Below are 21,001 nucleotides of genomic sequence, written 5' to 3'. Positions count from 1 at the left end.
AACGCCGTGTACAGCCCGGCGTAGACCACGGGCATGCGGCAGATGACCGACCGGTAGAAGGAGCGCAGCCCACTGCCGATACCGGGGGGCAGCAGATCAAGGACATCGACCGTTGTCGTGCGCCCTCCGCCGGCCTCCAGCCGACGGGCCAGTTCGGCGGCCACCGCGTGGTGACCGGAGCCCATGCCGGCGCTCAGGATGAGAAAGCGTCCAGGTACCGCGTTCATCGGTCGCACACTCCCGGGCGTTGGTACAGGAGGGGATCGTTGCCGACCCCGGAAGTTCCCTTTCGCCGTCCGGAGCCTGGCGGCGCCGACGAGGCGTTCACTCGTCGCAACGGGAACACCCGCGTCCGATCGAGGCTTCGGTGCGCGGCCGGATGCTCATCCGTACGACCAGCAGGCACATGACCACCTCTCGTTCGGCGAGCACCCGGTGGATGCGTCGGAAGGGGCACGGAACGCGGTTCTTCCATTCTGTGGGTGTGGGCGGTGCGGTGCAGTGAGGTGTGGGCTCCGACGGTTTTACCGGCGCGCGTCCGGGCTACTCCTAAACGGACACGGCGACGCGAAGTCACCCATCCTGAATCCGTGAGGGGCGGGCACCGCGCCGTACCGTGCTGACGCAGGGGAGAGGCCATGTCACGTACTCCGGGCATCGCTCACCGCGGCGTGCCCAGTGGTGATGCGTCGGACGTCCGGGCCGGTGTGGCCCTGGTGACGGGTGCCTCCTCGGGTATCGGCGCCGCGGTCTCACGCCGGATCGCGGCCGGAGGAGGCTGGCGGCTCCTGGTCACCGGTCGCGACCGCGAGCGGCTGGACAGTGTCGCGGCGACGACGTCCTCGACGGCCCTCTACGCGGACCTGATGTCGACCGACAGCACGGAGCAACTGGTCAAGGAGGCCCTCGACACCGCAGGCGGAGTCGACCTGCTCGTGGCGGCGGCAGGAGTCGGCTGGGCCGGCTCCTTCTGTTCCATGCCGACTGCGGCCGCCGACCGGGTCCTCACCGTGGATCTGGTGTCCGTCGTCCATTTGGTACGGCTCCTGCTGCCGCACATGGTCGCAGCGGGGCGCGGGCACATCGTGCTGATCGGATCGGTGGCCGGATCCGCAGGTGTCCGCGGTGAGGCGGTGTACTCGGCTGCGAAGGCGGCCATTGCCGCCTTCGCCGATGCGCTGCGCTACGAACTGAGGGGAACCGGGGTACGCATCACCCATCTGGTCCCCGCGGTGGTGGACACCCCGTTCTTCGAACGCCGGGGAATGCCGTACACCCGTTCGTGGCCTCGGCCCATGTCGCCGGAACGAGTCGCGGACGCCGTCTGGGACGCCGTCGTCGCGGGCCGTGACGAGGTGTTCGTCCCCGGCTGGCTGCGTCTGCCGGGATGTGTGCGCTCCGTGGCGCCCGGGCTTTATCACCGGCTCGCCACCCGCTTCGGCTGAACGGCGACATGAACGTTCTCGCCGTGATGCTGGCCCTGTCGGCGGCTCTCGCCAACGGCGCCGCATCCGTGCTGCAACGGCGGGCCGCCATGGAGCAGGTGGAGTTCGAAGCAGCGGGCGGCCGACCGGATGCGCGGCAGGCGGTGCGGCGATTGGCACAGCTGGTACGCCGTCCTTTCTGGCTGGCCGGTGCATCGGCGCTCGGGCTGTCCGCGGCCTTCCAGGCGGGCGCGCTGGCGGTCGGCAGCCTTTCGGTGGTCCAGCCGCTGATGGCGAGCGAACTCCTCTTCACTCTGTTGCTCGGCACGACGGTCTTCCGTCACCGTCCGGGCGGCAGGACGTGGATGTCGTTCCTGATGCTCGCCGCGGGGTTGGCGCTCTTCCTGACCGCCGCCGGTCCGTCTGTGGGCGAGGCGACGGGACGGGCCGGGACATGGCTGACTGTCGGTATCTCCGCCGCGACGGCAGTGACCGCCCTGACCCTGCTCGCCCGTATCCTCGACGGCGCCGCCTGCGCCGCGGTGCTGGGCTGTGCCACTGCCATTTCCTTCGCATGTACGGCCGCCCTGATCAAGGAGGTCACGGGCCGGATCCCGGGCGGCGCGGCCGCGGTCTTCGCGACGGGCTACCTGTACGCGATGTGCTGCGCCGGCCTGTTGAGCCTGTTGCTGCTCCAGAGCACCCTGCGTGCCGGGACACTCGCCGCCTCCCAGCCTGCACTCACCCTCGGGGACGCGCTGGTGAGTGTGGTGCTGGGGAAAGCACTGTTCGACGAACGGATCGCGCTGGGCGTTCATCTGCTGTCGGCCACGCTCGGGGCCTGCCTGATCGCTGCCGGGACGGTGGGCCTGTCGCTCTCCCCGGCGGTCGCAGCTCATTGGGACTCGACGAGAGAGAACGACAACGCGACAGAGCGGGCCCGACCGCAACCCGTCGCGGACAACGACGGAGGCGCAGATTCCCGATGAATCCCCGGCCCATGAGGATCCCCTCTGCATTCCGTGTCCCACTGGGCGTCTCGGCGCTGGCACTGACCGCACATGTCGCCCCCGCCGGCACCTGGCTGCCGGGGCCGAGGCGGCGGTGGTTTCCTTCCCTGGCCGGCCTCGGACACCCCGGCCACATCGCACTGACCTTCGACGACGGGCCGGATCCCCGCTCCACCCCGCACTTCCTCCACGTACTGGACCAGCTGTCCACGCGTGCCACGTTCTTCGTACTCGGGGAGAGTCTTCTGCGCCATCCGGGGCTCGGCCGCGACATCGCCGGCCGCGGACACGAACTCGCCGTTCATGGATGGACACACAACCGCCCATGGCTTCCCACCGTCGTCCGGGACACGCGTGAGGTCTCGCGCGCCGCCGAGGCGGTACGAAGGATCTCGGGCATCCGGCCGTTGTGGTACCGGCCTCCGTACGGAATCCTGACCGGTGGCCGCTGGACCGCGGCCCTGCAGTCCGGACTGAGACCCGTACTGTGGTCGGCCTGGGGCCGGGACTGGACCGAGGGTGCGACCCCCGAGGGAGTTCTGGCGACCGTGCGCGGCGGACTCGGGGGCGGCGGTACGGTCCTCCTGCACGACGCCGACCTGTCGTCATCCGGCCGGTGGCGGCCCACACTCGCGATGCTGCCGGAACTGATCAGCGGCCTCCGGGCCGAGGGACTGACCGTCGGCCCGCTCGTCGACCACGGCCTCACGCCCCTCTGCCGTGCGGGTTGAGTCACGTCGACCCCGAAGGGGGAAAGCGCCTCTGCGGGAGGAGCTGCCGGCGCCTGTAACCGTCAACGGCCGGCGTACTCGGGCCACTTCTCCGGGCAACGCTCCACCGGAGTCGTGCAGTGCACCGGTGGCCGGCACCTGCCGCCGGCATGAACGTCCTGGCTCCACGGAGAGCCGCCCCGGGAGGAGCACTCCGATCAATACCACACTCAAGATCACGTCTCTGCCGACCGCACACAGCGACCGTCTCCTGGGCCTCGCCGGCGATGTCCGGTTCCCCGCGGCACCGCGACTCTTTCGTAGATCCGCGGGATGAGCCGGTTTCAGCGTCCGAACACGGCTGCGTTTTTTGTGAACCGATTGCCACCGTCCCGCACGAGGCGCGTTCCGGCACAAGCTCCGGGACGCGCCTCGTGCGGTGACTACGCGGCAGGGGTGGGTCCTGTCACCGCCACCTGGGCCGGGCGCAGGAGGTGGTCGCCGACCTGGTAACCGTGCCGCAGCACCTCGGTGCACACGGACTCACGGGCTGCGCCGGAAGCGAGGTAGGTGATCGCCTCATGGGTGTGGGGGTCGAAGAGCTCACCCGCCGCACCGACGGCCCGCAGACCCAGCGCCGCCAGGCGCTCCTCAAGCACGTCGGAGATGACTGCCGCAGCACCGCTGACGTCGTCCCGGCGACGAGCCTCTTCCACCACGTCCAGGACCGGGAGCAGGCCGGTGAGGACGTTGACCACCGCGATCTCCCGTATGGCCAGGCGGTCCCGGTGCACCCGCTTTCGGTAGTTGTCGTACTCGGCTTTCACCCGCTGCAGGTCCGCGGTCAGCTCCGCGACCCGCTCGCGCCGCTGTGCGGTTTCCGTCCGATCGGCCCGAGCGGAGTCCGGGCGTGCCTCACCGACGCCGTCCGGACGTGGTCGGGCGGGGCCGACGGCATCCTGGCGTCTCCAGGCCCGGAGGACGACCGGGTCGCCCCCGCGCAGGTCGCGCACCGCCACAGGTGACAGCTCGCTGTGATGCGTGAAGTGCGGCTCCTTGCTCATCCGGCACCTCCCTTCTGCTCGTCGTCGACGATCTCCGCGTCGACGACCTCCTCCTCGCCGGCACCCGGACCCCCAGCAGTGCCGCCGCCCGCGGTGCCGCCTTCGGCGGCTGTGCCCTGGGCCTGTGCGTACAGGGCCGTGCCGATCCGCTGTGCGGCCGCTGTTGCCCTCTCGGTGGCGGTGCGGATCTCCGCGGTGTCCTCGCCCTTGAGCTTCTCCTTGACCTCTGCCAGTGCGGTCTCGGTCTCGGAGCGCACATCCGCGGGGATCTTGTCGGCGTTGTCCTGGAGCAGCTTCTCGGTCTGGTAGACCAGGGTCTCCGCCTGGTTGCGGGTTTCCGCGGCCTCCTTGCGTTGCCGGTCCTCCTCTGCGTGTTGATCGGCCTCGCGCACCATGCGGTCGATGTCGTCCTTCGGCAGCGAGGAGCCGCCCGTGACGGTCATCTTCTGCTCCTTGCCGGTGCCGAGGTCCTTGGCGGCGACGTGCATGATGCCGTTCGCGTCGATGTCGAACGCGACCTCGATCTGCGGGACGCCACGCGGGGCCGGCGGCAGGCCGGTCAGCTCGAACATTCCGAGCTTCTTGTTGTACGCCGCGATCTCGCGCTCGCCCTGGTAGACCTGGATCTGCACGGACGGCTGGTTGTCCTCGGCCGTCGTGAAGACCTCGGAGCGCTTGGTCGGGATCGTGGTGTTGCGCTCGATGAGCTTCGTCATGATGCCGCCCTTGGTCTCGATACCGAGGGACAGCGGGGTGACGTCGAGGAGCAGGACGTCCTTGACCTCGCCCTTGAGGACACCGGCCTGGAGCGAGGCGCCGATGGCGACGACCTCGTCCGGGTTCACACCCTTGTGCGGATCCTTGCCGGTCAGCTCTCTCACCAGTTCCGTCACCGCCGGCATCCGCGTCGAACCGCCGACCAGGATCACATGGTCGATGTCCGACACCTTGATCCCGGCGTCCTTGACCGCGTTGTGGAACGGCCCCTTGCAGCGCTCCAGCAGAGCTGCGGTGAGCTGCTCGAACTGGGCGCGCGTCAGCTTCTCGTCGAGATGCAGCGGGCCCTCGGCCGACGCCGAGATGTACGGCAGGTTGATCGTCGTCTCGGTCGCGGACGACAACTCGATCTTTGCCTTCTCCGCGGCCTCGCGCAGACGCTGGAGGGCCATCTTGTCCTTGGACAGGTCCACGCCGTAGCCGTTCTTGAACTGCTTGACGAGGTGGTCGACGACGTTCTGGTCCCAGTCGTCACCACCGAGGTGCGTGTCGCCGTTGGTCGCCTTCACCTCCACAAGGCCCTCGCCGATCTCCAGCAGCGATACGTCAAAGGTGCCGCCCCCGAGGTCGAACACGAGGATCGTCTGGTCGTTCTCCTTGTCCAGGCCGTAGGCCAGCGCCGCGGACGTCGGCTCGTTGATGATCCGCAGCACGTTCAGGCCCGCGATCCGGCCCGCCTCCTTGGTCGCGGTGCGCTGAGAGTCGTTGAAGTACGCCGGCACGGTGATCACCGCGTCGGTGACGTCCTCCCCGAGATGCGCCTCGGCGTCCCGCTTCAGCTTCTGCAGCACCCGCGCGGAGATCTCCTGGGCGGTGTACCGCTTGCCGTCGATGTCTCCGGACTCGGGGAAACGCCACTGAGCGTCCCCCATGTGCCGCTTGACCGACCGCGCGGTGCGCTCGACATTCGTCACCGCCTGCCGCTTGGCGACCTCGCCGACCAGCACCTCGCCTCTCTTGGCGAACGCCACCACCGACGGAGTGGTCCGCGCGCCCTCGGTGTTCGCGATCACCGTCGGCTCGCCGGCCTCGAGCACGGACACCACGGAGTTCGTCGTTCCCAGGTCAATGCCCACTGCCCGCGCCATCGCTGCCTCCCTTCACGGCAAGACTCTGATGCCTTGTCGCGGATGAGAATCGAGTGGATCCGAGTGAGCTATGAATCGATTCGGTCTCTGGCTGCCGGCTCACCCCTTTTCCTGTCCTGTTTTCTACCTTTCCCGCCTTCCTGCCTTTCCTGTGGACGAGTGGTATTCAGGCTCTACTGCACCGGCGTCCCGTCCACCGTGCGACGTCGGCTGTCGCTGTCCCTGCGCAGATCCTCGATCTGCCGGACGAGGCGGTCCACGCGGTCGGCGAGGTCGCTGCGGTCCTTCAGATGGGGGCGTACGCCGGCGAGCGGCCCGATGAGGCGGGCGGGGTCCTTGTCGCCGAGGGCGTCGCCGAGGGCACCGATGGCCGGTCGGGCCCGCTCCGGGAGGCCGGTGAGCGACGTGATCCGTCCTGCGAGCCTGCGCAGGTCCGCTGCGTTGTCCCGCGCCCAGGCGGCGACTGCGCGGTTGGCGGCCCGGTGGTCGCGGGTGGCCTGTACCCGCTGTTCCCCGGTGGTGCCGAGCGGGCCGGTACGCAGGCGCAGATAACGGCGTTCGGCAGCCTGACGGCTGGTGACGCCGAGCGGGTGGGCGATATCGGCCCAGCTGGCCCCGGCCTCCCGGGCCGCTTCGATGAGCCCCGGCTCCCATGCCACGAGCCGCCGGCATACGTCCCGCAGCAGACGGAGAGCAGCCAGGGCCTCTTCCCGACCGGCCCCGGCGCGGGCGAACTCGTCGTCGCGGGATGTGCAGGCATGACGCATGGCGACTTCGACGGTACCCAGCGCCCGCGTGGCGTCGGCGAACGAGGCCGGCACAACCGCGGGGTCCGGAGCCGACGAGGCCGGATGCGGGTCGACTGCGATCACGGCAACCGTCCGGAAGAAATGTGTGCCACCGTCCGCATGACATCACATATGTCATCCTTTGGATGACATATTACAACCTGCTTGAGGTGAAGCGCATGGGCACAAAGTGCCTGAACTCACCTGGAGGTGACCGATGATGCTCATGCGCACCGACCTGTTCCGCGAGCTCGCCCGGCCGCGCAGTTCATGGGTGCCATGAGCCCTCTGGTCATGACCCTCCGCGATGCCGCTGGACAGGCACAGCAAGGGCGACGAGCACGCGAACAGATCGTCGCGAAGCAGGTGATGGGTCTTCATGCGTGCCCTTTCCGCCTGCTGTGCCGGTGACCACTGGCGGTGCCTGCCGTCAATTCCCCGGTTGGGCCAGCTCGTCCACGGCCGGGCCGTCCTGGGGCGCGCCGGTGCGGTCTGACGCGCCTCCGTGGCGTTGGGCGAGGCAGGCGAAGGTGAAGCCGTGCGCGAAGACACCGAGCAGCACGGTGCAGTCGACGACCGGGACGATCACCTGCGAGGCGGGCGGGTCGAGTTCCCCGACCGCGGCACACCGAAGCCCCCCAGTCCCGCACGAACCCGGCAGCCCCGGAGAGCACCTGCGGCGTGATGCACACGTATGTGGTTCTGCACGCCCGACCAGCATCCTGACCAGGCGGCCGCCCCTTCGCCCGCTGTTCGCCGGCTCTGGATCACCGGGCCGACGTGTGAGGAATGCGCCCGTCGGCGGGCCGCGCTGGAGCTCGGCCTTGGCCTGGACAGACTCGCTCTGCTCGAACTGGTGGAAACCCTCCAAGGCCGCCCCACCATCGTTGTGCCGGATGAGGTCACCATCCGTATCCCTACGGTCGCAGACTTGCAGGATGCGGTGGCCCGCCTGATGGCTGCCGCGCTCTCATCCGCGCCGACCCCCAAGGACCTGATCGTGAGCGAACGCGTCATCGCCCCCCTGAACCGCGGCTTCCTCTTCCTCGACTCCCACCCGGCCGGCTGCCGCAAGGTGGTGGCCGACATGTGGCAGGCCGTCCCCGCCCGACAATCCCACGGGGACGGGCCGGTGGCACTCGTCATCGGCTCGTCCGCCGGGTACGGGCTCGCCGCCACGATCGCCGGACTCGCCCGCGCAGGGATCCGCGGCATCGGAGTCTGCTACGAGAAGGCGCCCGGACGGCGCACCGGCACGGCCGGCTGGTACCGCACCGCCGCCACCGCCGACCTGGCCCGCGAGCACGGCCGGGACATGGTCTTCCTCAACGGTGACGCGTTCTCCGATGCGATGAAGGACGAGGTCGCCGCCCTGCTCAAGCAGCGGTACGGGCGACTGGACCACCTGATCTACTCGGTGGCCGCCCCGCGCCGCACTGACCCGGACACCGGCGTCACCTACTCCTCCGTGCTCAAGCCGATCGGCGAGCCCTACCGGACCAAAACCCTCACCTTCGACGCCTCCGGAACCCCACACGTCACCGAGGTGGAAACCGACCCGGCCGCAGGGGACGACATCGAGCAGACCACCGCGGTGATGGGCGGCACGGACTGGGAGCGATGGATCGACCACTTGGCCGGACGGGACCTGCTCGCCGACGGGTTCACCACCGCCGCGCTCTCCTACATCGGCTCACCGCTGACCGCCGGCATCTACCGGCAGGGCACCATCGGCGCGGCCAAGGCCCACCTCGAAGCCACCGCCCGCACCCTGAACGAGCGGCTGGAGAAGCTGGTCGGAGGCCGTGCGCTCACGTCCGTCAACGGGGCTGCCGTCACCCAGTCCTCCACCGCCATCCCCGGCATCGCCCTGTACGTCGGCCTGCTGCGCAGCGTCCTCGGCCCGGGCTTGGTCCCGCCGATCGACCAGCTCACCGACCTGTGGGACCAACTCACGGGCACGCGCCCCCTCACCCTCGACGACGACGGCCGCGTCCGCCTCGACACCTGGGAACTCACACCACCAGTGCAGGAAGCCGTCGCCGACCGCTGGGACAGCGCCACCACCAGCACCATCGGCGACCTCGCCGACCTCGACTGGTTCCAGGCCGAGGTTCAGCGCCTGTACGGCTTCGCCGTACCCGGCATCGACTACACCGCCGCCGTCGACACCGACATCCCCTGGCCGGACCAGGCCGCCTGACCCCTTGTGGAGGAACGCCATGCGCCTGCCCCCTGACGACATCCTCATCCGCAGGCAGCAGGGCCTGGAGACCATGCTCGCCGCATTCGCCGACGGCGAACTGCGCCAGGCAACTGCCCGGATCAGTGACCCCGGCCATGCACAACGCGTCCGCCGCCTGGCTGATCCGCCCGAGCAAGCGCCTGCTGGGCATGGCGTTCCGCCACGCCGCACACACCTTCAACGCCGACCCGACGCCCGACACCCGACGCCACAGCCGACCTGAACGCGGTCGCCGCCGCGCCGGAAATCCGGCACGGCACGATCCTCCTGCACGACGACATCGTCGACGGCGACACAGTCCGAGACGGCCACCCCATCGCCCACCACGCCCTGCCCGCAGCCTCCGGCACCCAGGAGGCCCCAGCGCGGCCCTGTGGTCGCCGGCAACATCCTCGCTGCTGCACTCGCCCCGCTGCCGATCAGGCGCTCCGGCCTGCCGGCCCCCGTACGGGGGCGTCTCACCGAATCAAGAACAGCGTCGCCATCGCCTCGAACGAGTCGCTCTCCGGCTGGACAAAGACCTTCCCCGACCCCGCCTCTGCGCGGCCGTCGTCGACCGCCTCACTGTCGGCGGCAACATCATCGAAACCGGCACCGACTCCTACCGAGTCGCCACCACCAGGGCTCGCGCCGAACAGCAATGCTTGGGCTGACGTCGACGCGGGAAGCGCGGCCGACAGGAGACTTGGGCGCGTTCAGCGGTAGTCGTTGAGCCAGTCGCCCGGAATCAGCTCACGCATGCGTTCGAGGTCTTCAGGCATCCGGCCACGAGCCAGGACGGTCATGCCGTCGTCGCGCAGAAGGACGTCCTGGCCGAGGAACCAGCGAGTCGCGTGCACTTCCTCGCCGATGGGACAGGACGGGAACGGCAGCTGAACACAGTTCTCCTCCAGCAGCTCGATGCTGTCGTCATCGGGGTCGAGGAAGTCGCAAGACTCTCCGTCGGCCTGCACGGACTCAGACAGAACGATTTCGACGAAGCAGAGGGAGAGACGCTCCAGCCAGCCATCCCACCGCTCGGCGGTCTTGTCGGCCAAGTCGGCCCGGATGAACACCGCAGGGTCGTCGTCCTGGAGGCTGTCGAGGAGGATCCCCCAGGAGGCGGCTCCCTGGTTCTCGTGCCGGAAGACCAGGGCCTCTTTGGCGTCATCCACATGCAGCTCTGCCGGGCTGAGCAGCATGTCGTGGTTGCTGATGAGATCCCGGCGGCGCCCGAACAGCAGATACGCCTCGCGCAGCGCAGCCGGCAGCCGGACTCCCAGCCTCTCCTCCGCCACGGCCAGATCGGCCTCCGTCCACCCGTCGCCGGTCTCCAGAGCGCCGGCCCAATGGGCAGCGAAACCCTGGATGAAGCTCCATGCACCGCTGCGGCCTTCGATGCCTCTGGCGAGAGACGCAGCAAGATCGAACCTTTGTGTCATGCCAGGACGATATCCGTCCCGCTCATCAGCACTCCGCCTGCTCCGACACGCCGACCGGGCGCTCTCGAAACTCGGCAACCTCCCGACCCGTTCGATCAACATCTGCTGCCGAAACCCGGCATCAGTCGTTCCCGTCTCACACCGACGAAGCCAAGACGGGGCTGGTCAGCACAGGCGACCGCAAGACCGCCCGGCGGTCCACCGAGCAGATGCAGACCGGGCCCGGGCTGGTCATTGCGCGCTACTTGCTGACGGCGAAGCGCATCAGGGCGTGCTCGTTGCCCTGCTTGATCTTCCCCGTCGTATTGATCACTTCGAGCTTCCAGCTGTCGCCGACGCGTACGGCCTTGGCCACGGCGCAGCCGTTGTCCTGAGTGAGCAGGCTCGGCCAGATGTCGGCAACCTGCTGGGAGCTGCCCCCGGTGGCGTCGTACACCTTGAAGCTGATGTTGCGCGCCTTCTGGAAGGAACTGCCCTTTTTGTAGGCGGCGGCGACGAACACTATCGACGTGATGTTCGACGGTATCCGCGCGAACTCGACCGTCACCGTCTCGTCGTCGCCGTCCCCATGCCCGGTCTGGTTGTCGCCGCTGTGAACCAAGGATCCGTTACCCATCGGGTCGAGGGAATCAAGTCCCGCCAGACGCACCGGGTCCCCGCCTTGCATCGCGATGGCGATCAGGTCGAGGTCGGTACCGGACTTGCGACGGAGCATGCCCATCACCCCGCCGCTGCTGCCGGCGGTGGGATCCCAGGACACTCCGATGGACAGGTGGGTCACTCCGTCCAGATCCGCCGGGCCGTCTTCCTTCTTGAGCGTAATCATGCGTTGATCATCCTTTTGACGACGGGACTGCGACACCCAGAGTGTGCCTGGGGCCTTCGGAGTTCTTCACGCCTGGCCCGCCGATTACCGTTTCGTCCCATTACTTCATGTACCGGCACAAGGCCACGACGCCACCGCGAATCCCGTCCCCGTGGCGCAGAACTACCCTTCGGCAGCGCAGCAGACGTTCGACCGGCTCCGGCCCTACAGGCAATTTTCAACCGGGCCGATGCGGCCGCGGCACGACCTGTCCAGGCGTCTTCTCCGAGGCGGAGACAGCCGCCAACGTTCCAAACATGCAGGCCACTCCATCCGGAGCCGGCGATTGCGGGCGTGGACCAGCAGCGCAATGAGGACAGCAACTGGTCCAGCACTCTCCTCTCGCCGGAAGGACGAAGAGGTGACTCCTCGGCGTTGTGGTGATTGTCGGGGTTCCGGATCGATCTGATCCGGCTGAGGACGTAGCGGCTGCCCAGCCGGCATCTCAGGACTGATCGCCGCGCGTCGGGTTCGCTGAACGGATGCGGATGTGGGGACGGTACAGGTGCGGGCCGACGACCTCGGCCCGCACCCGCGAGGTCAGTCGTCGGCCGGAGTGCCCGTCACCTTCAAGTGACGGACGCGGCCTGCATTGTCGAAGGATCCGAAGCCCACCCGGCCCGAGGCGAAAACCGGATCGGTGGCCGTGATCAGCGGGTTGCGGCTGCCGTCCAGGTAGACGGCGGTCTCACCGGTGTCGGCGCAGTGGGTGAGGCGCACCTTGTGCCATCCGTCGTCCTTGATCGCCGCAGGTGCGCCGTAGGTTCCGTTCCACTGGTCGTCGATGCGCAGCCGGTCGGCGTCGTTGACGGTGAACATGCCGTTGTGCGGGTAGATGGCGTTGTCGCTCGACAGGTGTGCGTACTGGAACCGGGTGTCCGACTGGTAGTCCCAGATGAGAATGACGTCACGGTTGGTGATCTCGACGGGGGTGTCGATCCGCACCTCCGCCTCGACGGTGACGGAGGAATAGCGCGGGCCCGCGGTCAGAACGGCATACTCGAAGGGGCGGCGCGGTCCCGGGCGGGCGACGCCCGGCTCGGCCAGGATCGTCTCGCGTTCGGTGTACGCCCACTTGGCCGGGGTGACCGGCGCCCAGTTGTCGGGCCCGGTGGTGTGGGTGGTGGGAGTGTTGCCGATCTCGCAGTCGGCGAAGGTGCGGGTCCCGGTCACCTTCCAGACCTTGCCGTTGGCCTTCGAGACGATATACAGACCGCCGCTGCGGTCGGTGCCGAAGCGCAGGTCGACACGCTGGTCACCGGCGAGGTCGCGCATGGTGACCGTTTTCCCGGTGGACTTGTCGAAGAGCATCAGCTGTTCGAGCGGCGCGAGTTCGCCGTCGCGGTGCATGTCGCCGGTGTCCGCGGCCAGGATCCGGCCGTCCACGAGGTCGCCGAAGATGTACTTTCCGCGCAGCGCCGGCGCGTCCTTGCCGCGGTAGACGGAGCCTCCGGCGATGGCGCGGCCCACATCGGACCGGCAGTTCCAGTCGGGTCCCGGGTCGTGGTCGTAGGCGGCGACCGGGTAGGTGTAGCCGTACTGGGCGTCGTCGGCGGGGAGGGGAAGGATGCGGGCGCACGGGTCGGTGGTCTTCTTGTCGAATACGAAGGGGCCCTCGCGCTCGCTCCAGCCGAAGTTGTCACCGGCCTTGACCTCGTACACCGACTCGATGGCGTGCTCGCCTATGTGGCCGAGATACATACGGTGACTGCCGCCCGCGTCCCAGCTGAAGCGGTGCGGGTCCCGCATGCCCATGGCATAGATCTCCCCGAGGGCGCCGGGCTCACCGACGAACGGGTTGGGCGCGGGGATGCCGTACCGGCCGTTGGCGCTGTCACGGCCCGCGGGGTCGATCCGCAGAAGTTTGCCGTGCGGGAGCGTCAGGTTCTGCGGTTCGCTGTTGCCGACGCCCTGGCCTCCGTCGCCCACCGCGAGGTAGAGGAGGCCGTAGTCCTCGTCGTGAGGCTTTGCCGTCGGATTGAAGTCGATCTGCTGAATGCCGTGAACCTGGCCGGTGAAGCCGATACGCAGCACCTCGCGATGGGTGCCGTGGAAGACGGCCGCGGAGGGGTCGTCGGTGGTCCACTCAGTGATGATGCCGTGATAGGTGAGGGTGCCGGCCTGCCGGTAATCGGGAGTCTCGGTGGCCTGCGAGGCGAGCTCGGTATGGATGGTGTAGAAGCGCCCGTTCGTTCCGAAGTCCGGGTGGAATGCGGCGTATCCAAAGCCCTGACCGAGGCCCCGGCCCGAGAAGAAGTGCGGGAATGCCGCCTTGACGTCCAGGTATGGGTGCGGGGTGCCACCGGAGGTGCGCGTCGCGACTCCGGGGTCGGTGAGGTACAGCGTGCCGTTGAGGTCGGGAGTCGCCATCCGACCGGAGCCGTCGGGGAGTTCGTTGATGGTGTTGATCCGGGCGTGGCGCACCAGGCGCGGATCCGTCGGCGCAGGCACGGGTTCCGACTTGGGGAACTGTGCGAACTCCTGCAGGACGAGGCCGGTCCTGGACTGGACGGGCTTCTGCGGAATGGGGTCGGTCAGGGCGGCTGTCGCCGCGGCGGGCTCGTCGGCATGGGAGGGCGCGGCAAGACCGCCCAGGGCGAGCGCTGCGCTGACGGCCACGGCCGCCCAGTGCCTTCGGTATGTACGTCGTGACGCCATGCGGGTCCCTTCGGGCTGGCGTGACAAGTAGGGAAAGGACGATCCGGGGCCGAGAAGGGTCAGTGGCCCCGCGTCATGCGCCGGTACTCGGCCGCCACCGCTCCGGCCGGCACCGGGCGGTCCAGGAACAGGAGGTCGTCCATGCGGCAGTCGCAGGCGTTGTTCTCCCGGGTGTTCTGGGGGAAGCTACCGCCGATCTTGATGCCGCGGGGATCGCTGGGCGAGGCTCGGTGGGGCGCCGGCGTGGTGGTGAGTTCCCAGGGGTCGCCCGGCGTGACGTAGAAGCCGTTCAGGGGCCTGCCGTCGCGGTAGAGGGCGAGGGTGCCGTCGCGGAAGTCGAACGTGGCGGCCAGGTGGACCCATTCACCGCGGGGCAGCAGTTCTTCCCAGGGAACGTCGGCAGCGAAAGTCTGGGAGGCGCCGCTGTCCAGGCGTCTCCCCAGCGCGACCAGCTTCAACTCGCCGTTGACCTGAATGAGTTCGAGCAACGCACGCACCGCGTGACCGTCAGAGGTTCCGGACAATACGCCGGCCAGCCCGATCGCGTTGTAGCGGTCGCTCGGGTTGGCCGTGTTGGAGTTGAGCGCGGGATTGTCGCCCGTCATCTTGAACCAGCCCATGACGGTGGCACCCCGGGCACTGCGGAAGGCCCCGAGGGACGCCATGCCCTCGGCGTCCCAGGCCCCGGCCTTCCAGTCGTCGTTGCCCGCGGTGGCCGGGTTCTGCTGACGTACCTGCAGGGCGGGCGAAGCACCCGGGTATGCCTCGTCGGCCACGCGCATCGCGGAACCGCCGTTGATCAGGCTGAGCACGGTGCCGGAGCGTCCGATGTCCAGCTCGCGACCGGGGTCGGCGGGATCCGGGTGCCCGAAGTCGTACGCCGCCACAGCCTGGGCTCGCAGCGGAGTGTGGGCGGTTGAGGGGCGGGCCGCCTGGGCCGGAAACGTGGCGGCGGCCAGCGAGGCGGTCGCGACGAGCGCGGCAACGGCGAGTGAGCAGCGTCTGGTGCGGGGCAGTGCCATACAGCCTCCCAGCGGCAGCGAAGGGGCAGCCGACCGGGGTCTCCCGATCGACAGAAAGCGCTTTCGTTCGCAGGCAGGGACCATGTAACTCCCTCGCGACGACCCTGACAATGGTCGTGTACTCGCCAATTTTGTGGCGCCCTTCAGTGGCGGCCCGGACTCCTTGCCGACAAAGATGCGGCCCGCGAGCGGCCTCTCAAGGCACAGATGCCAAGCAGCCCATCGCGGGATACGGGTGGCTCGACCCGATCCCGGGCGGGTGCAGCGGGCGGGTGCAGCGGTCCGGCAGGTGACCTCGCAGGCGCCGGTCCACCCGCTGGACGACATCGCCCCGGCCGCAAGCCATCACAGAAACCGACAGCTGATGGGAAAGCACATACAAACCGGCGCGGCCGAGGGCCCGCAGGAATCCGCACCGTCGCTTCGCACGGCACTCCACCGCTTCTGACACCGCACACACGCCATGGCCCCGGTGGGGCGACGTTTCCCGCCCCCGCCCCTGTTCTCTCCACACGCAGTGGAGGTGAACCACATTGCCGCACCACAACGAACCGGCCACACAGAAGGCAGCCCGGGAGGCTCGTTCACCTGCCACCGCTCGCCCTCAAGTTGCAACGGCATCTGCTCGCACGGCTAGACGCCTACGACGCCGTCTCGTCGCGCGGGCGTAGTGACGTGCGACCACGCTGCGGACCGACGCTCGGGTCGCATCCGCCCGGCGATGCCCGGGAGTTGGACCCCTGGGCCTACGCCTTCCGCATGGTCGCCGCCGTGCGCGACGCGTCGTAGTCGGCCGGCACACCTTCCAGGAAGACCAGTTCGCCGGGGATGTGGTCAGCGCGCAGCGGCAGAATGTCCTGGTAGGCGGGGGACGCGTACCAGGCGTGGGCGCGCGCCAGGTCGGGGAACTCGACCACGACCGGGTCGCCGAGCCGCTCCCCCTCCACCCACTCGCCGGGCTTGCCGTGCGAGAGGAAGCGCCCACCGTGCGGCTCGAAGGTGCCTGCACGCGCTCGATGTACTCCAGGACGTCGACGTGCACCGGGGGCGTGGGACGCAATGCGGCTATGACGTAGGCGGTCATGGGCGAGCCCTCCTCGGGATCCGGTGGATAGGGGTGATCCTGCCGGAGCCCGGGGAGGGCGTCGATTACCCGCTCGGTAAAGCCGCGAGGCTCAGATCGTCGCCGTGTCGATCACAAAGCGGTAGCGCACGTCAGAGGCGAGGACACGCTCGTATGCCTCGTTGATCCGGCTCGCCTCGATCAGCTCGATCTCGGCGCCTAGGTCGTGCTCGGCACAGAAGTCGAGCATCTCCTGGGTCTCGGCGATGCCGCCGATCATCGAACCGGCGAGGGTCTTGTTGCCGCCGATCAAGGAGAACAGATTCAAGGCGACTGGCTCCTCGGGGGCGCCGACGTTCACCAGGGCGCCGCCCGTCTTCAGCAGGCTCAGGTACGCGCCGAAGTCCAGGGGCGCCGACACCGTGGAGAGGAGAATGTCGAAGGTGCCGGCCAGGTTCTCGAAGGTGGCCGGGTCGCTGGTGGCGTAGTAGTGGTCGGCGCCCAGCTTCAGGCCGTCGCCCTTCTTGCGCAGCGACTGGGAGAGGACCGTGACCTCGGCGCCGAGGGCATGTGCGATCTTGACGGCCATGTGGCCGAGGCCGCCCATGCCGACCACGGCGACCTTCTTGCCGGGGGCCGCGCCCCAGCGCTTGAGCGGGGAGTACGTGGTGATGCCGGCGCAGAGCAGCGGTGCGGCCACGTCCAGTGACAGCCCGTCCGGGATACGTACGGTGAAGTTCTCGTCGACGACGACCTTCTGTGAGTAGCCGCCGTAGGTGGGCTCGCCGTCTCGGCCGATGGCGTTGTACGTGCCGACGTTCCCGCGCACACAGTGCTGCTCCTGCCCGGCCTTGCAGTTCTCGCACTCGCGGCAGGAGTCGACCATGCAGCCGACGCCGACCCGGTCGCCGACCTTGAACTTCGTCACGCCGGAGCCGGCCTCGGCGACGACGCCGGCGATCTCGTGACCGGGCACCATCGGGAAGATGGCCTCGCCCCAGCCCTCGCGGGCCTGGTGGATGTCGGAGTGGCAGATGCCGGCGAACTTGATGTCGATCAGGACGTCGAACTCGCCGACCGTGCGGCGCTCGATGGTGGTGCGCTCCAGCGGGGCCTTGGCGCTGGGGGCGGCGTATGCAACAACAGTCGTGGTCATGTTCTCCACAGTGCCTCCTCACAGCCTGTTCACCCAGGTCACCGCTTTGCGTACGTCCAGTGGTCCTACTACTGACGGGGTCAGGCTCCCGGTCGTACGACGGGGAATACTTGGAGTCATGGACGACACCCCCGCCACGGACGACGGACAGGCAGCTCGCCCCGACGGCCTCGACCGCCGAGCCGAGCTCAGTGAATTCCTGCGCACCCGGCGAGCCCGGCTCAAGCCGGAGGACGTGGGGATCCCCTCACACGGGCGGCACAGGCGGGTGCCGGGGCTGCGGCGCGAGGAGCTGGCACAACTGGCCGGGGTCTCGGTGGCGTACTACACACGCCTGGAGCAGGGCAACGGGCGCAATGTATCGGCGGAGGTGCTCGACTCGATCGCGCGCGCCCTGCGCCTGACGGACGCCGAACATGCGCACCTCACCCACCTCGCCAAGCCGAAGCAGCAGCGCAGGAAGTACCGGGCGCCCAAGCGGCAACAGGTGCGGGTGGCGCTGCAGCAGCTGCTCGAGTCGATGGAGGGCGTGCCCGCGTACATCGGCGGCGCGCGCTCGGAAATCCTCGCCTGGAATCGGATGGCGGCGGCACTGTTCGGCGACTGGGGCAAGCTGCCGCCCACGGAGCGCAACTGGGCGCGGCTGACCTTCCTCTCCCCCGACTACCGCGAGCTGTTCCTGGACTGGGACTCCAAGGCGTCCGACATGGTCAGCTATCTGCGGCTGTACGCGGGCCAACACCCGGAGGACCCGGCTCTGTCGGCACTCGTTGGGGAACTCTCCGTCAAGAGCGAGGAGTTCAGGCGGCTGTGGGCCACGCACGACGTGAAGGAGAAGGGCCACGGCGTGAAGCGGATGCGGCATCCACTGGTGGGCGACCTCACCCTTGCGTACGAGACGCTGCATCTGCCGGACGACGACGAACAGTTCCTGTGCGTCTACCACGCGGAGCCGGGCTCCGCGTCCGCGGAGGCTCTGCGCCTCCTCGCGAACTGGGGCACCGACGCGGTCCGGGCGGGCAGCCAGGCACCATGCTCCTGAGGCCCCCGGTGACGGCAGGGGTCGCCCGTACGCGAGCGTGCGCATTGGCGCGATGATGCAGCACCTGACCAGCGCTTCGCTCCTTGCGTGCGGCCTCCAGGGCAACAAAAGAGCATTTTGTCACGATAGGGGTGTTTGGTGATGCATGAGGGGCTGAGTTGGCTTGAAAATGCTGGGGCTGGCGTGCTTGATGCGCCGCCTCGCCCTCGCTGTCGTTCGCACCGGAGTTCAAGGCCGAGATCGTCGAGCTGTGCCGGCGGTGTGACCGCTTGGCGTGCTTGGTCAGGTCGCCGGTAGGAGTTCACGGGGACGGGGTGCGGAGACGTCCCGGCCGTCGGGAGTTGCGGCTGGGACCGCCGCCTTGGCGGCTCGCGGCGAAGCGGGACGGGGGCATGCCGAAGACGCGCGTGAAGGCAGCGGTGAACGCGGCGGGAGAGGCGTAGCCGAGACGGCCACCGACCTCGCTGACCGACGCGGTGCGCAGCAGCGGAACGGCCGCGAGCAGGCGGGCGCGGGCCCGCCAGACGGCGGGGCTGTCACCGACCTCTGAGCGGAAGCGCCGGGTGAAGGCCCGTTCGCTCATGGCCGTCCTCGCAGCCCATGCGGCGTTGGTGACGCCGGCGTCGGGTGCTGCCAGGTATTCGCGGCAGAGCCTCGCAAGGTCGGCGTCGGCGGGAATCCCGACGTGGAACGGGAGCGGGGCACGCTCGGCGATCTCGTGCAGGAGGAGGGCGGCAATGCTTCCCTCCCGTCCGGACAGGCCGTAGTCGATCTCGAACTCGACAGCAACCAGGAGCAGTTCGCGCAACAGCGGCGGAACATCCACAACCGTGCAGGTGACGGGCCACCAGGGGATGACATCCGGCTCGATGTACAGACTCCGGGTGCTCACCCCCAGCATGCGGACCCGGTGCCGGGTAGCGGCCGGAATCAGTACGGCCCGCTCGGGCGGAACGGTCCAGCTGCCCTCGGCGGTGTCGACGACCATGACCCCGGTGGCGCCGTAGAGGAACTGCGCGCGACGGTGTTCGTGCCAGTCCAGTACGTGGCCGGGCGGGTAGTCGGTGCCGATCGGCAGGACAACCCGGTCGACGTGGTCGACGTCGACCAGGGAGACGTTCTTCACCCAGCCACCCTACTGGCTGAGATGCGAAGGAATGGCACCGACCATCGCATGCGAGCGTTCCGTCGGAGCTGGTGGAGTGGGTCCATGGACGTTGTGGCATTGATCGGGATCGGGCTCCTCACCGGGGCGACGACGGTGTTGTTCGGGTTCGGCGGCGGGTTCGTCGCGGTACCGGTCGTGGTGTGGGCGGACGCCGCACTCGGCGCGGACGCGATGCGGGTGGCGACGGCCACCTCGGCCCTGGTGATGGTGGTGACCGCAGGATTCGCGACAGCCGTCACACCGCGGCGGGTGCTCCTCGCGCTCCGTGGCAGCGGCACGCTGCTCCTCCTGCTGGCGGTCGGTGCCTCGGCCGGCGCACTGGCCACGCGCCTCGCCCCGGCCGATCTGGCCCGCTGGGCGTTCGTCGCATACATCGCTCTCACCATCGTCGACTTGCTCCTGCGCCCCGGCTTCCTGCGCCCAGGGATCCGAGTCGAGGCGACCTCCGATGCTCCGCGTCCACTGCCGGCCGTCCTCGGCGCCCCGGTCGGCGCGGTCGCTGCCTTCCTCGGTGTGGGAGGCAGCGTCATGACCGTCCCCGCGATGCGGCGGGCCGGGCACACGATGCACGTGGCGACTGCGCTGGCCAACCCCCTCACCCTCGCCATCGCGCTCCCGGCCGCCACACTATCTCTCGGCGGCGCCGCGGCCCCCTCCCCCGCTGACGCGCACGTGCACCTGGTGGGTCTCATTGACCTCCGCGCCGCCTCGGCGCTCCTCCTCGGAGCTCTGCCGGTGATCGCAGTACTGCGGCGGCGCCCGCCCCGGATCCCCGACCGCACCTACGCCTGGGCGTACATCGGACTGCTTGCCATGGTGACGGTCGCGATGCTGCTCTCGGCTTAGCGCGGGACCGCGGCGACCGGCCCACCTCTCGGCCGCCTGCGACGAACGCGGGAACGACGGACCGGAGCAGAGGGGGCGGGCGCCCGCGGTTTCGCCGGCCGCCTCCAAGAGCGGCTGCCCCACCACCACAGGCTCCCAGCCCCGCCGACTCACGCACCTGTCCGCCAGGTGAGACGCCCAGTCGCACCGGCACGAATGCCGTGCCGAGAATGGCCAACTCATGTGCACGGTGGCCAATTGGCCAAGTGCGTAGCGGTGGACAGGGGAACGCTTCAAGGGCAGGACAGCGCCGGCTCCTGCCGCAGGCGTCCGACTCCCTTTCGGATCAGGGGGACTTTCACATCAGGCCGTAGAGCTCCAGGACTGTCACCCGGGCTCGGCAGCGGTCGGCGGCCCGGTGACCGCACGAGTAACGTGCCGCCACCCCGGGGGCGGGGGTGGCGGCACGCAGCAGATCCGAAAGGGCCCGCGGTCAGTGGCGGGCGGGGGTCAGGTCAACGGCGGCGCCCGTGGTCGTTGTTGCGGTGGTCGTTGTTGCGGTGGTCGTGGTCACGGCCCCAGGACTTGGTGTCGACGGTGCGACCCCGGTCGTCGCGGAGGGTGGCCTTGTCGCAATAATTGCTCCAGATGTAGTCGCCGCGGCGGTTCTGGTAA

18 protein-coding genes and 2 pseudogenes are annotated in these 21,001 nt (G+C 69.0%); 8 read left to right on the top strand and 12 right to left on the bottom strand.

Annotation, left to right across the window (positions count from 1 at the left end; translation table 11 throughout):
- Positions 1 to 227: pseudogene (locus GA0115254_RS36745) on the bottom strand (galactosyldiacylglycerol synthase); the annotation flags it as partial.
- A gap of 411 nt (positions 228 to 638) precedes the next feature.
- Between GA0115254_RS36745 and GA0115254_RS36740 the strand changes: the two are divergent.
- Genes GA0115254_RS36740 through GA0115254_RS36730 form a run of 3 tightly spaced genes read left to right on the top strand, consistent with a single transcriptional unit; the run spans position 639 to position 3,165 of the window.
- Positions 639 to 1,445 (top strand): SDR family NAD(P)-dependent oxidoreductase, encoded by an 807-nt coding sequence (locus tag GA0115254_RS36740; protein WP_093899596.1) that lies wholly within the window; start codon positions 639 to 641, stop codon positions 1,443 to 1,445.
- Between the two features lie 8 nt (positions 1,446 to 1,453).
- Positions 1,454 to 2,413, top strand: a complete 960-nt coding sequence (locus tag GA0115254_RS36735; protein ID WP_176740440.1) for a DMT family transporter — start codon at positions 1,454 to 1,456, stop codon at positions 2,411 to 2,413.
- Positions 2,414 to 2,424: 11 nt separating this feature from the next.
- Positions 2,425 to 3,165: a polysaccharide deacetylase family protein gene (locus tag GA0115254_RS36730; RefSeq protein ID WP_256102967.1), complete on the top strand. Its 741-nt coding sequence runs from the start codon at positions 2,425 to 2,427 to the stop codon at positions 3,163 to 3,165.
- 422 nt (positions 3,166 to 3,587) lie between these two features.
- Here GA0115254_RS36730 and grpE read toward each other — a convergent pair whose 3' ends face one another.
- The 4 genes from grpE to GA0115254_RS44960 form a co-directional block, all read right to left on the bottom strand.
- Positions 3,588 to 4,208, bottom strand: coding sequence for a nucleotide exchange factor GrpE (grpE, locus tag GA0115254_RS36725; RefSeq protein WP_093899594.1), 621 nt, complete (start codon positions 4,206 to 4,208; stop codon positions 3,588 to 3,590).
- The gene (gene dnaK / locus GA0115254_RS36720; RefSeq protein WP_093899593.1) at positions 4,205 to 6,073 is read right to left on the bottom strand and encodes a molecular chaperone DnaK; all 1,869 of its coding nucleotides are present in this window, start codon (positions 6,071 to 6,073) and stop codon (positions 4,205 to 4,207) included. Before dnaK ends, grpE begins: the two co-directional genes overlap by 4 nt.
- 173 nt (positions 6,074 to 6,246) lie before the next feature.
- Positions 6,247 to 6,945: a type III effector protein gene (locus GA0115254_RS36715; RefSeq protein ID WP_256102966.1), complete on the bottom strand. Its 699-nt coding sequence runs from the start codon at positions 6,943 to 6,945 to the stop codon at positions 6,247 to 6,249.
- A 346-nt stretch (positions 6,946 to 7,291) separates the two neighbouring features.
- Entirely contained in the window at positions 7,292 to 7,450 is a 159-nt protein-coding gene (locus GA0115254_RS44960) for a hypothetical protein (protein WP_176740439.1), read from the bottom strand.
- A 411-nt stretch (positions 7,451 to 7,861) separates the two neighbouring features.
- Here GA0115254_RS44960 and fabV point away from each other — a divergent pair, with 411 nt between their 5' ends.
- From fabV to GA0115254_RS45325, 3 genes and pseudogenes are all read left to right on the top strand, one after another.
- Positions 7,862 to 9,064: an enoyl-[acyl-carrier-protein] reductase FabV gene (fabV, locus tag GA0115254_RS36710; RefSeq protein WP_093899598.1), complete on the top strand. Its 1,203-nt coding sequence runs from the start codon at positions 7,862 to 7,864 to the stop codon at positions 9,062 to 9,064.
- Between the two features lie 19 nt (positions 9,065 to 9,083).
- Positions 9,084 to 9,329, top strand: coding sequence for a hypothetical protein (locus tag GA0115254_RS44015; RefSeq protein ID WP_141720978.1), 246 nt, complete (start codon positions 9,084 to 9,086; stop codon positions 9,327 to 9,329).
- A gap of 245 nt (positions 9,330 to 9,574) precedes the next feature.
- Positions 9,575 to 9,759, top strand: a pseudogene (locus GA0115254_RS45325) (ATP-binding protein); the annotation flags it as partial.
- A 42-nt stretch (positions 9,760 to 9,801) separates the two neighbouring features.
- Here the strand turns inward: GA0115254_RS45325 and GA0115254_RS36700 are convergent.
- The 6 genes from GA0115254_RS36700 to GA0115254_RS36670 form a co-directional block, all read right to left on the bottom strand.
- On the bottom strand, positions 9,802 to 10,527 hold the full coding sequence (locus GA0115254_RS36700) for an SMI1/KNR4 family protein (RefSeq protein ID WP_093899592.1): 726 nt from the start codon (positions 10,525 to 10,527) through the stop codon (positions 9,802 to 9,804).
- A gap of 241 nt (positions 10,528 to 10,768) precedes the next feature.
- Positions 10,769 to 11,353, bottom strand: coding sequence for a TerD family protein (locus GA0115254_RS36695; RefSeq protein WP_093899591.1), 585 nt, complete (start codon positions 11,351 to 11,353; stop codon positions 10,769 to 10,771).
- 579 nt (positions 11,354 to 11,932) lie between these two features.
- A complete protein-coding gene (locus GA0115254_RS36690; RefSeq protein ID WP_256102965.1) occupies positions 11,933 to 14,011 on the bottom strand; it encodes a PQQ-dependent sugar dehydrogenase in 2,079 nt (692 codons plus the stop codon).
- A gap of 98 nt (positions 14,012 to 14,109) precedes the next feature.
- The gene (locus GA0115254_RS36685; protein ID WP_093899589.1) at positions 14,110 to 15,072 is read right to left on the bottom strand and encodes a LamG domain-containing protein; all 963 of its coding nucleotides are present in this window, start codon (positions 15,070 to 15,072) and stop codon (positions 14,110 to 14,112) included.
- A 746-nt stretch (positions 15,073 to 15,818) separates the two neighbouring features.
- Positions 15,819 to 16,019, bottom strand: a complete 201-nt coding sequence (locus GA0115254_RS48020; RefSeq protein ID WP_370741004.1) for a DUF1330 domain-containing protein — start codon at positions 16,017 to 16,019, stop codon at positions 15,819 to 15,821.
- 228 nt (positions 16,020 to 16,247) lie between these two features.
- A complete protein-coding gene (locus GA0115254_RS36670; RefSeq protein WP_093899597.1) occupies positions 16,248 to 17,291 on the bottom strand; it encodes an NAD(P)-dependent alcohol dehydrogenase in 1,044 nt (347 codons plus the stop codon).
- Between the two features lie 118 nt (positions 17,292 to 17,409).
- On the opposite strand from GA0115254_RS36670, the gene GA0115254_RS36665 reads away from it, so the two are divergent.
- A complete protein-coding gene (locus tag GA0115254_RS36665) occupies positions 17,410 to 18,333 on the top strand; it encodes a helix-turn-helix domain-containing protein (RefSeq protein ID WP_093899587.1) in 924 nt (307 codons plus the stop codon).
- 301 nt (positions 18,334 to 18,634) lie between these two features.
- Here GA0115254_RS36665 and GA0115254_RS36660 read toward each other — a convergent pair whose 3' ends face one another.
- Positions 18,635 to 19,459, bottom strand: coding sequence for an AraC family transcriptional regulator (locus GA0115254_RS36660; protein ID WP_093899586.1), 825 nt, complete (start codon positions 19,457 to 19,459; stop codon positions 18,635 to 18,637).
- Between the two features lie 84 nt (positions 19,460 to 19,543).
- On the opposite strand from GA0115254_RS36660, the gene GA0115254_RS36655 reads away from it, so the two are divergent.
- Positions 19,544 to 20,347 carry a sulfite exporter TauE/SafE family protein gene (locus GA0115254_RS36655; RefSeq protein WP_093899585.1) on the top strand — a complete coding sequence of 268 codons (804 nt, stop codon included), beginning with the start codon at positions 19,544 to 19,546 and terminating at the stop codon, positions 20,345 to 20,347.
- Positions 20,348 to 21,001 lie beyond the last annotated feature (654 nt).

This window comes from Streptomyces sp. Ncost-T10-10d (assembly GCF_900091955.1).
Lineage (GTDB): Bacteria > Actinomycetota > Actinomycetes > Streptomycetales > Streptomycetaceae > Streptomyces.
This window is presented reverse-complemented; position numbering and strand designations above follow the sequence as displayed.

Excerpts from the sequence above, each read along its gene's own strand:
- GA0115254_RS36685 (WP_093899589.1), bottom strand. The coding sequence starts at position 15,072 with ATGGCACTGCCCCGCACCAGACGCTGCTCACTCGCCGTTGCCGCGCTC.
- GA0115254_RS44015 (WP_141720978.1), top strand. The coding sequence starts at position 9,084 with ATGCGCCTGCCCCCTGACGACATCCTCATCCGCAGGCAGCAGGGCCTG.
- dnaK (WP_093899593.1), bottom strand. The coding sequence starts at position 6,073 with ATGGCGCGGGCAGTGGGCATTGACCTGGGAACGACGAACTCCGTGGTG.
- GA0115254_RS36700 (WP_093899592.1), bottom strand. The coding sequence starts at position 10,527 with ATGACACAAAGGTTCGATCTTGCTGCGTCTCTCGCCAGAGGCATCGAA.
- GA0115254_RS36665 (WP_093899587.1), top strand. The coding sequence starts at position 17,410 with ATGGACGACACCCCCGCCACGGACGACGGACAGGCAGCTCGCCCCGAC.
- GA0115254_RS36670 (WP_093899597.1), bottom strand. The coding sequence starts at position 17,291 with ATGACCACGACTGTTGTTGCATACGCCGCCCCCAGCGCCAAGGCCCCG.
- GA0115254_RS36740 (WP_093899596.1), top strand. The coding sequence starts at position 639 with ATGTCACGTACTCCGGGCATCGCTCACCGCGGCGTGCCCAGTGGTGAT.
- GA0115254_RS36655 (WP_093899585.1), top strand. The coding sequence starts at position 19,544 with ATGGACGTTGTGGCATTGATCGGGATCGGGCTCCTCACCGGGGCGACG.
- GA0115254_RS36730 (WP_256102967.1), top strand. The coding sequence starts at position 2,425 with ATGAGGATCCCCTCTGCATTCCGTGTCCCACTGGGCGTCTCGGCGCTG.
- GA0115254_RS36695 (WP_093899591.1), bottom strand. The coding sequence starts at position 11,353 with ATGATTACGCTCAAGAAGGAAGACGGCCCGGCGGATCTGGACGGAGTG.
- grpE (WP_093899594.1), bottom strand. The coding sequence starts at position 4,208 with ATGAGCAAGGAGCCGCACTTCACGCATCACAGCGAGCTGTCACCTGTG.
- GA0115254_RS36735 (WP_176740440.1), top strand. The coding sequence starts at position 1,454 with ATGAACGTTCTCGCCGTGATGCTGGCCCTGTCGGCGGCTCTCGCCAAC.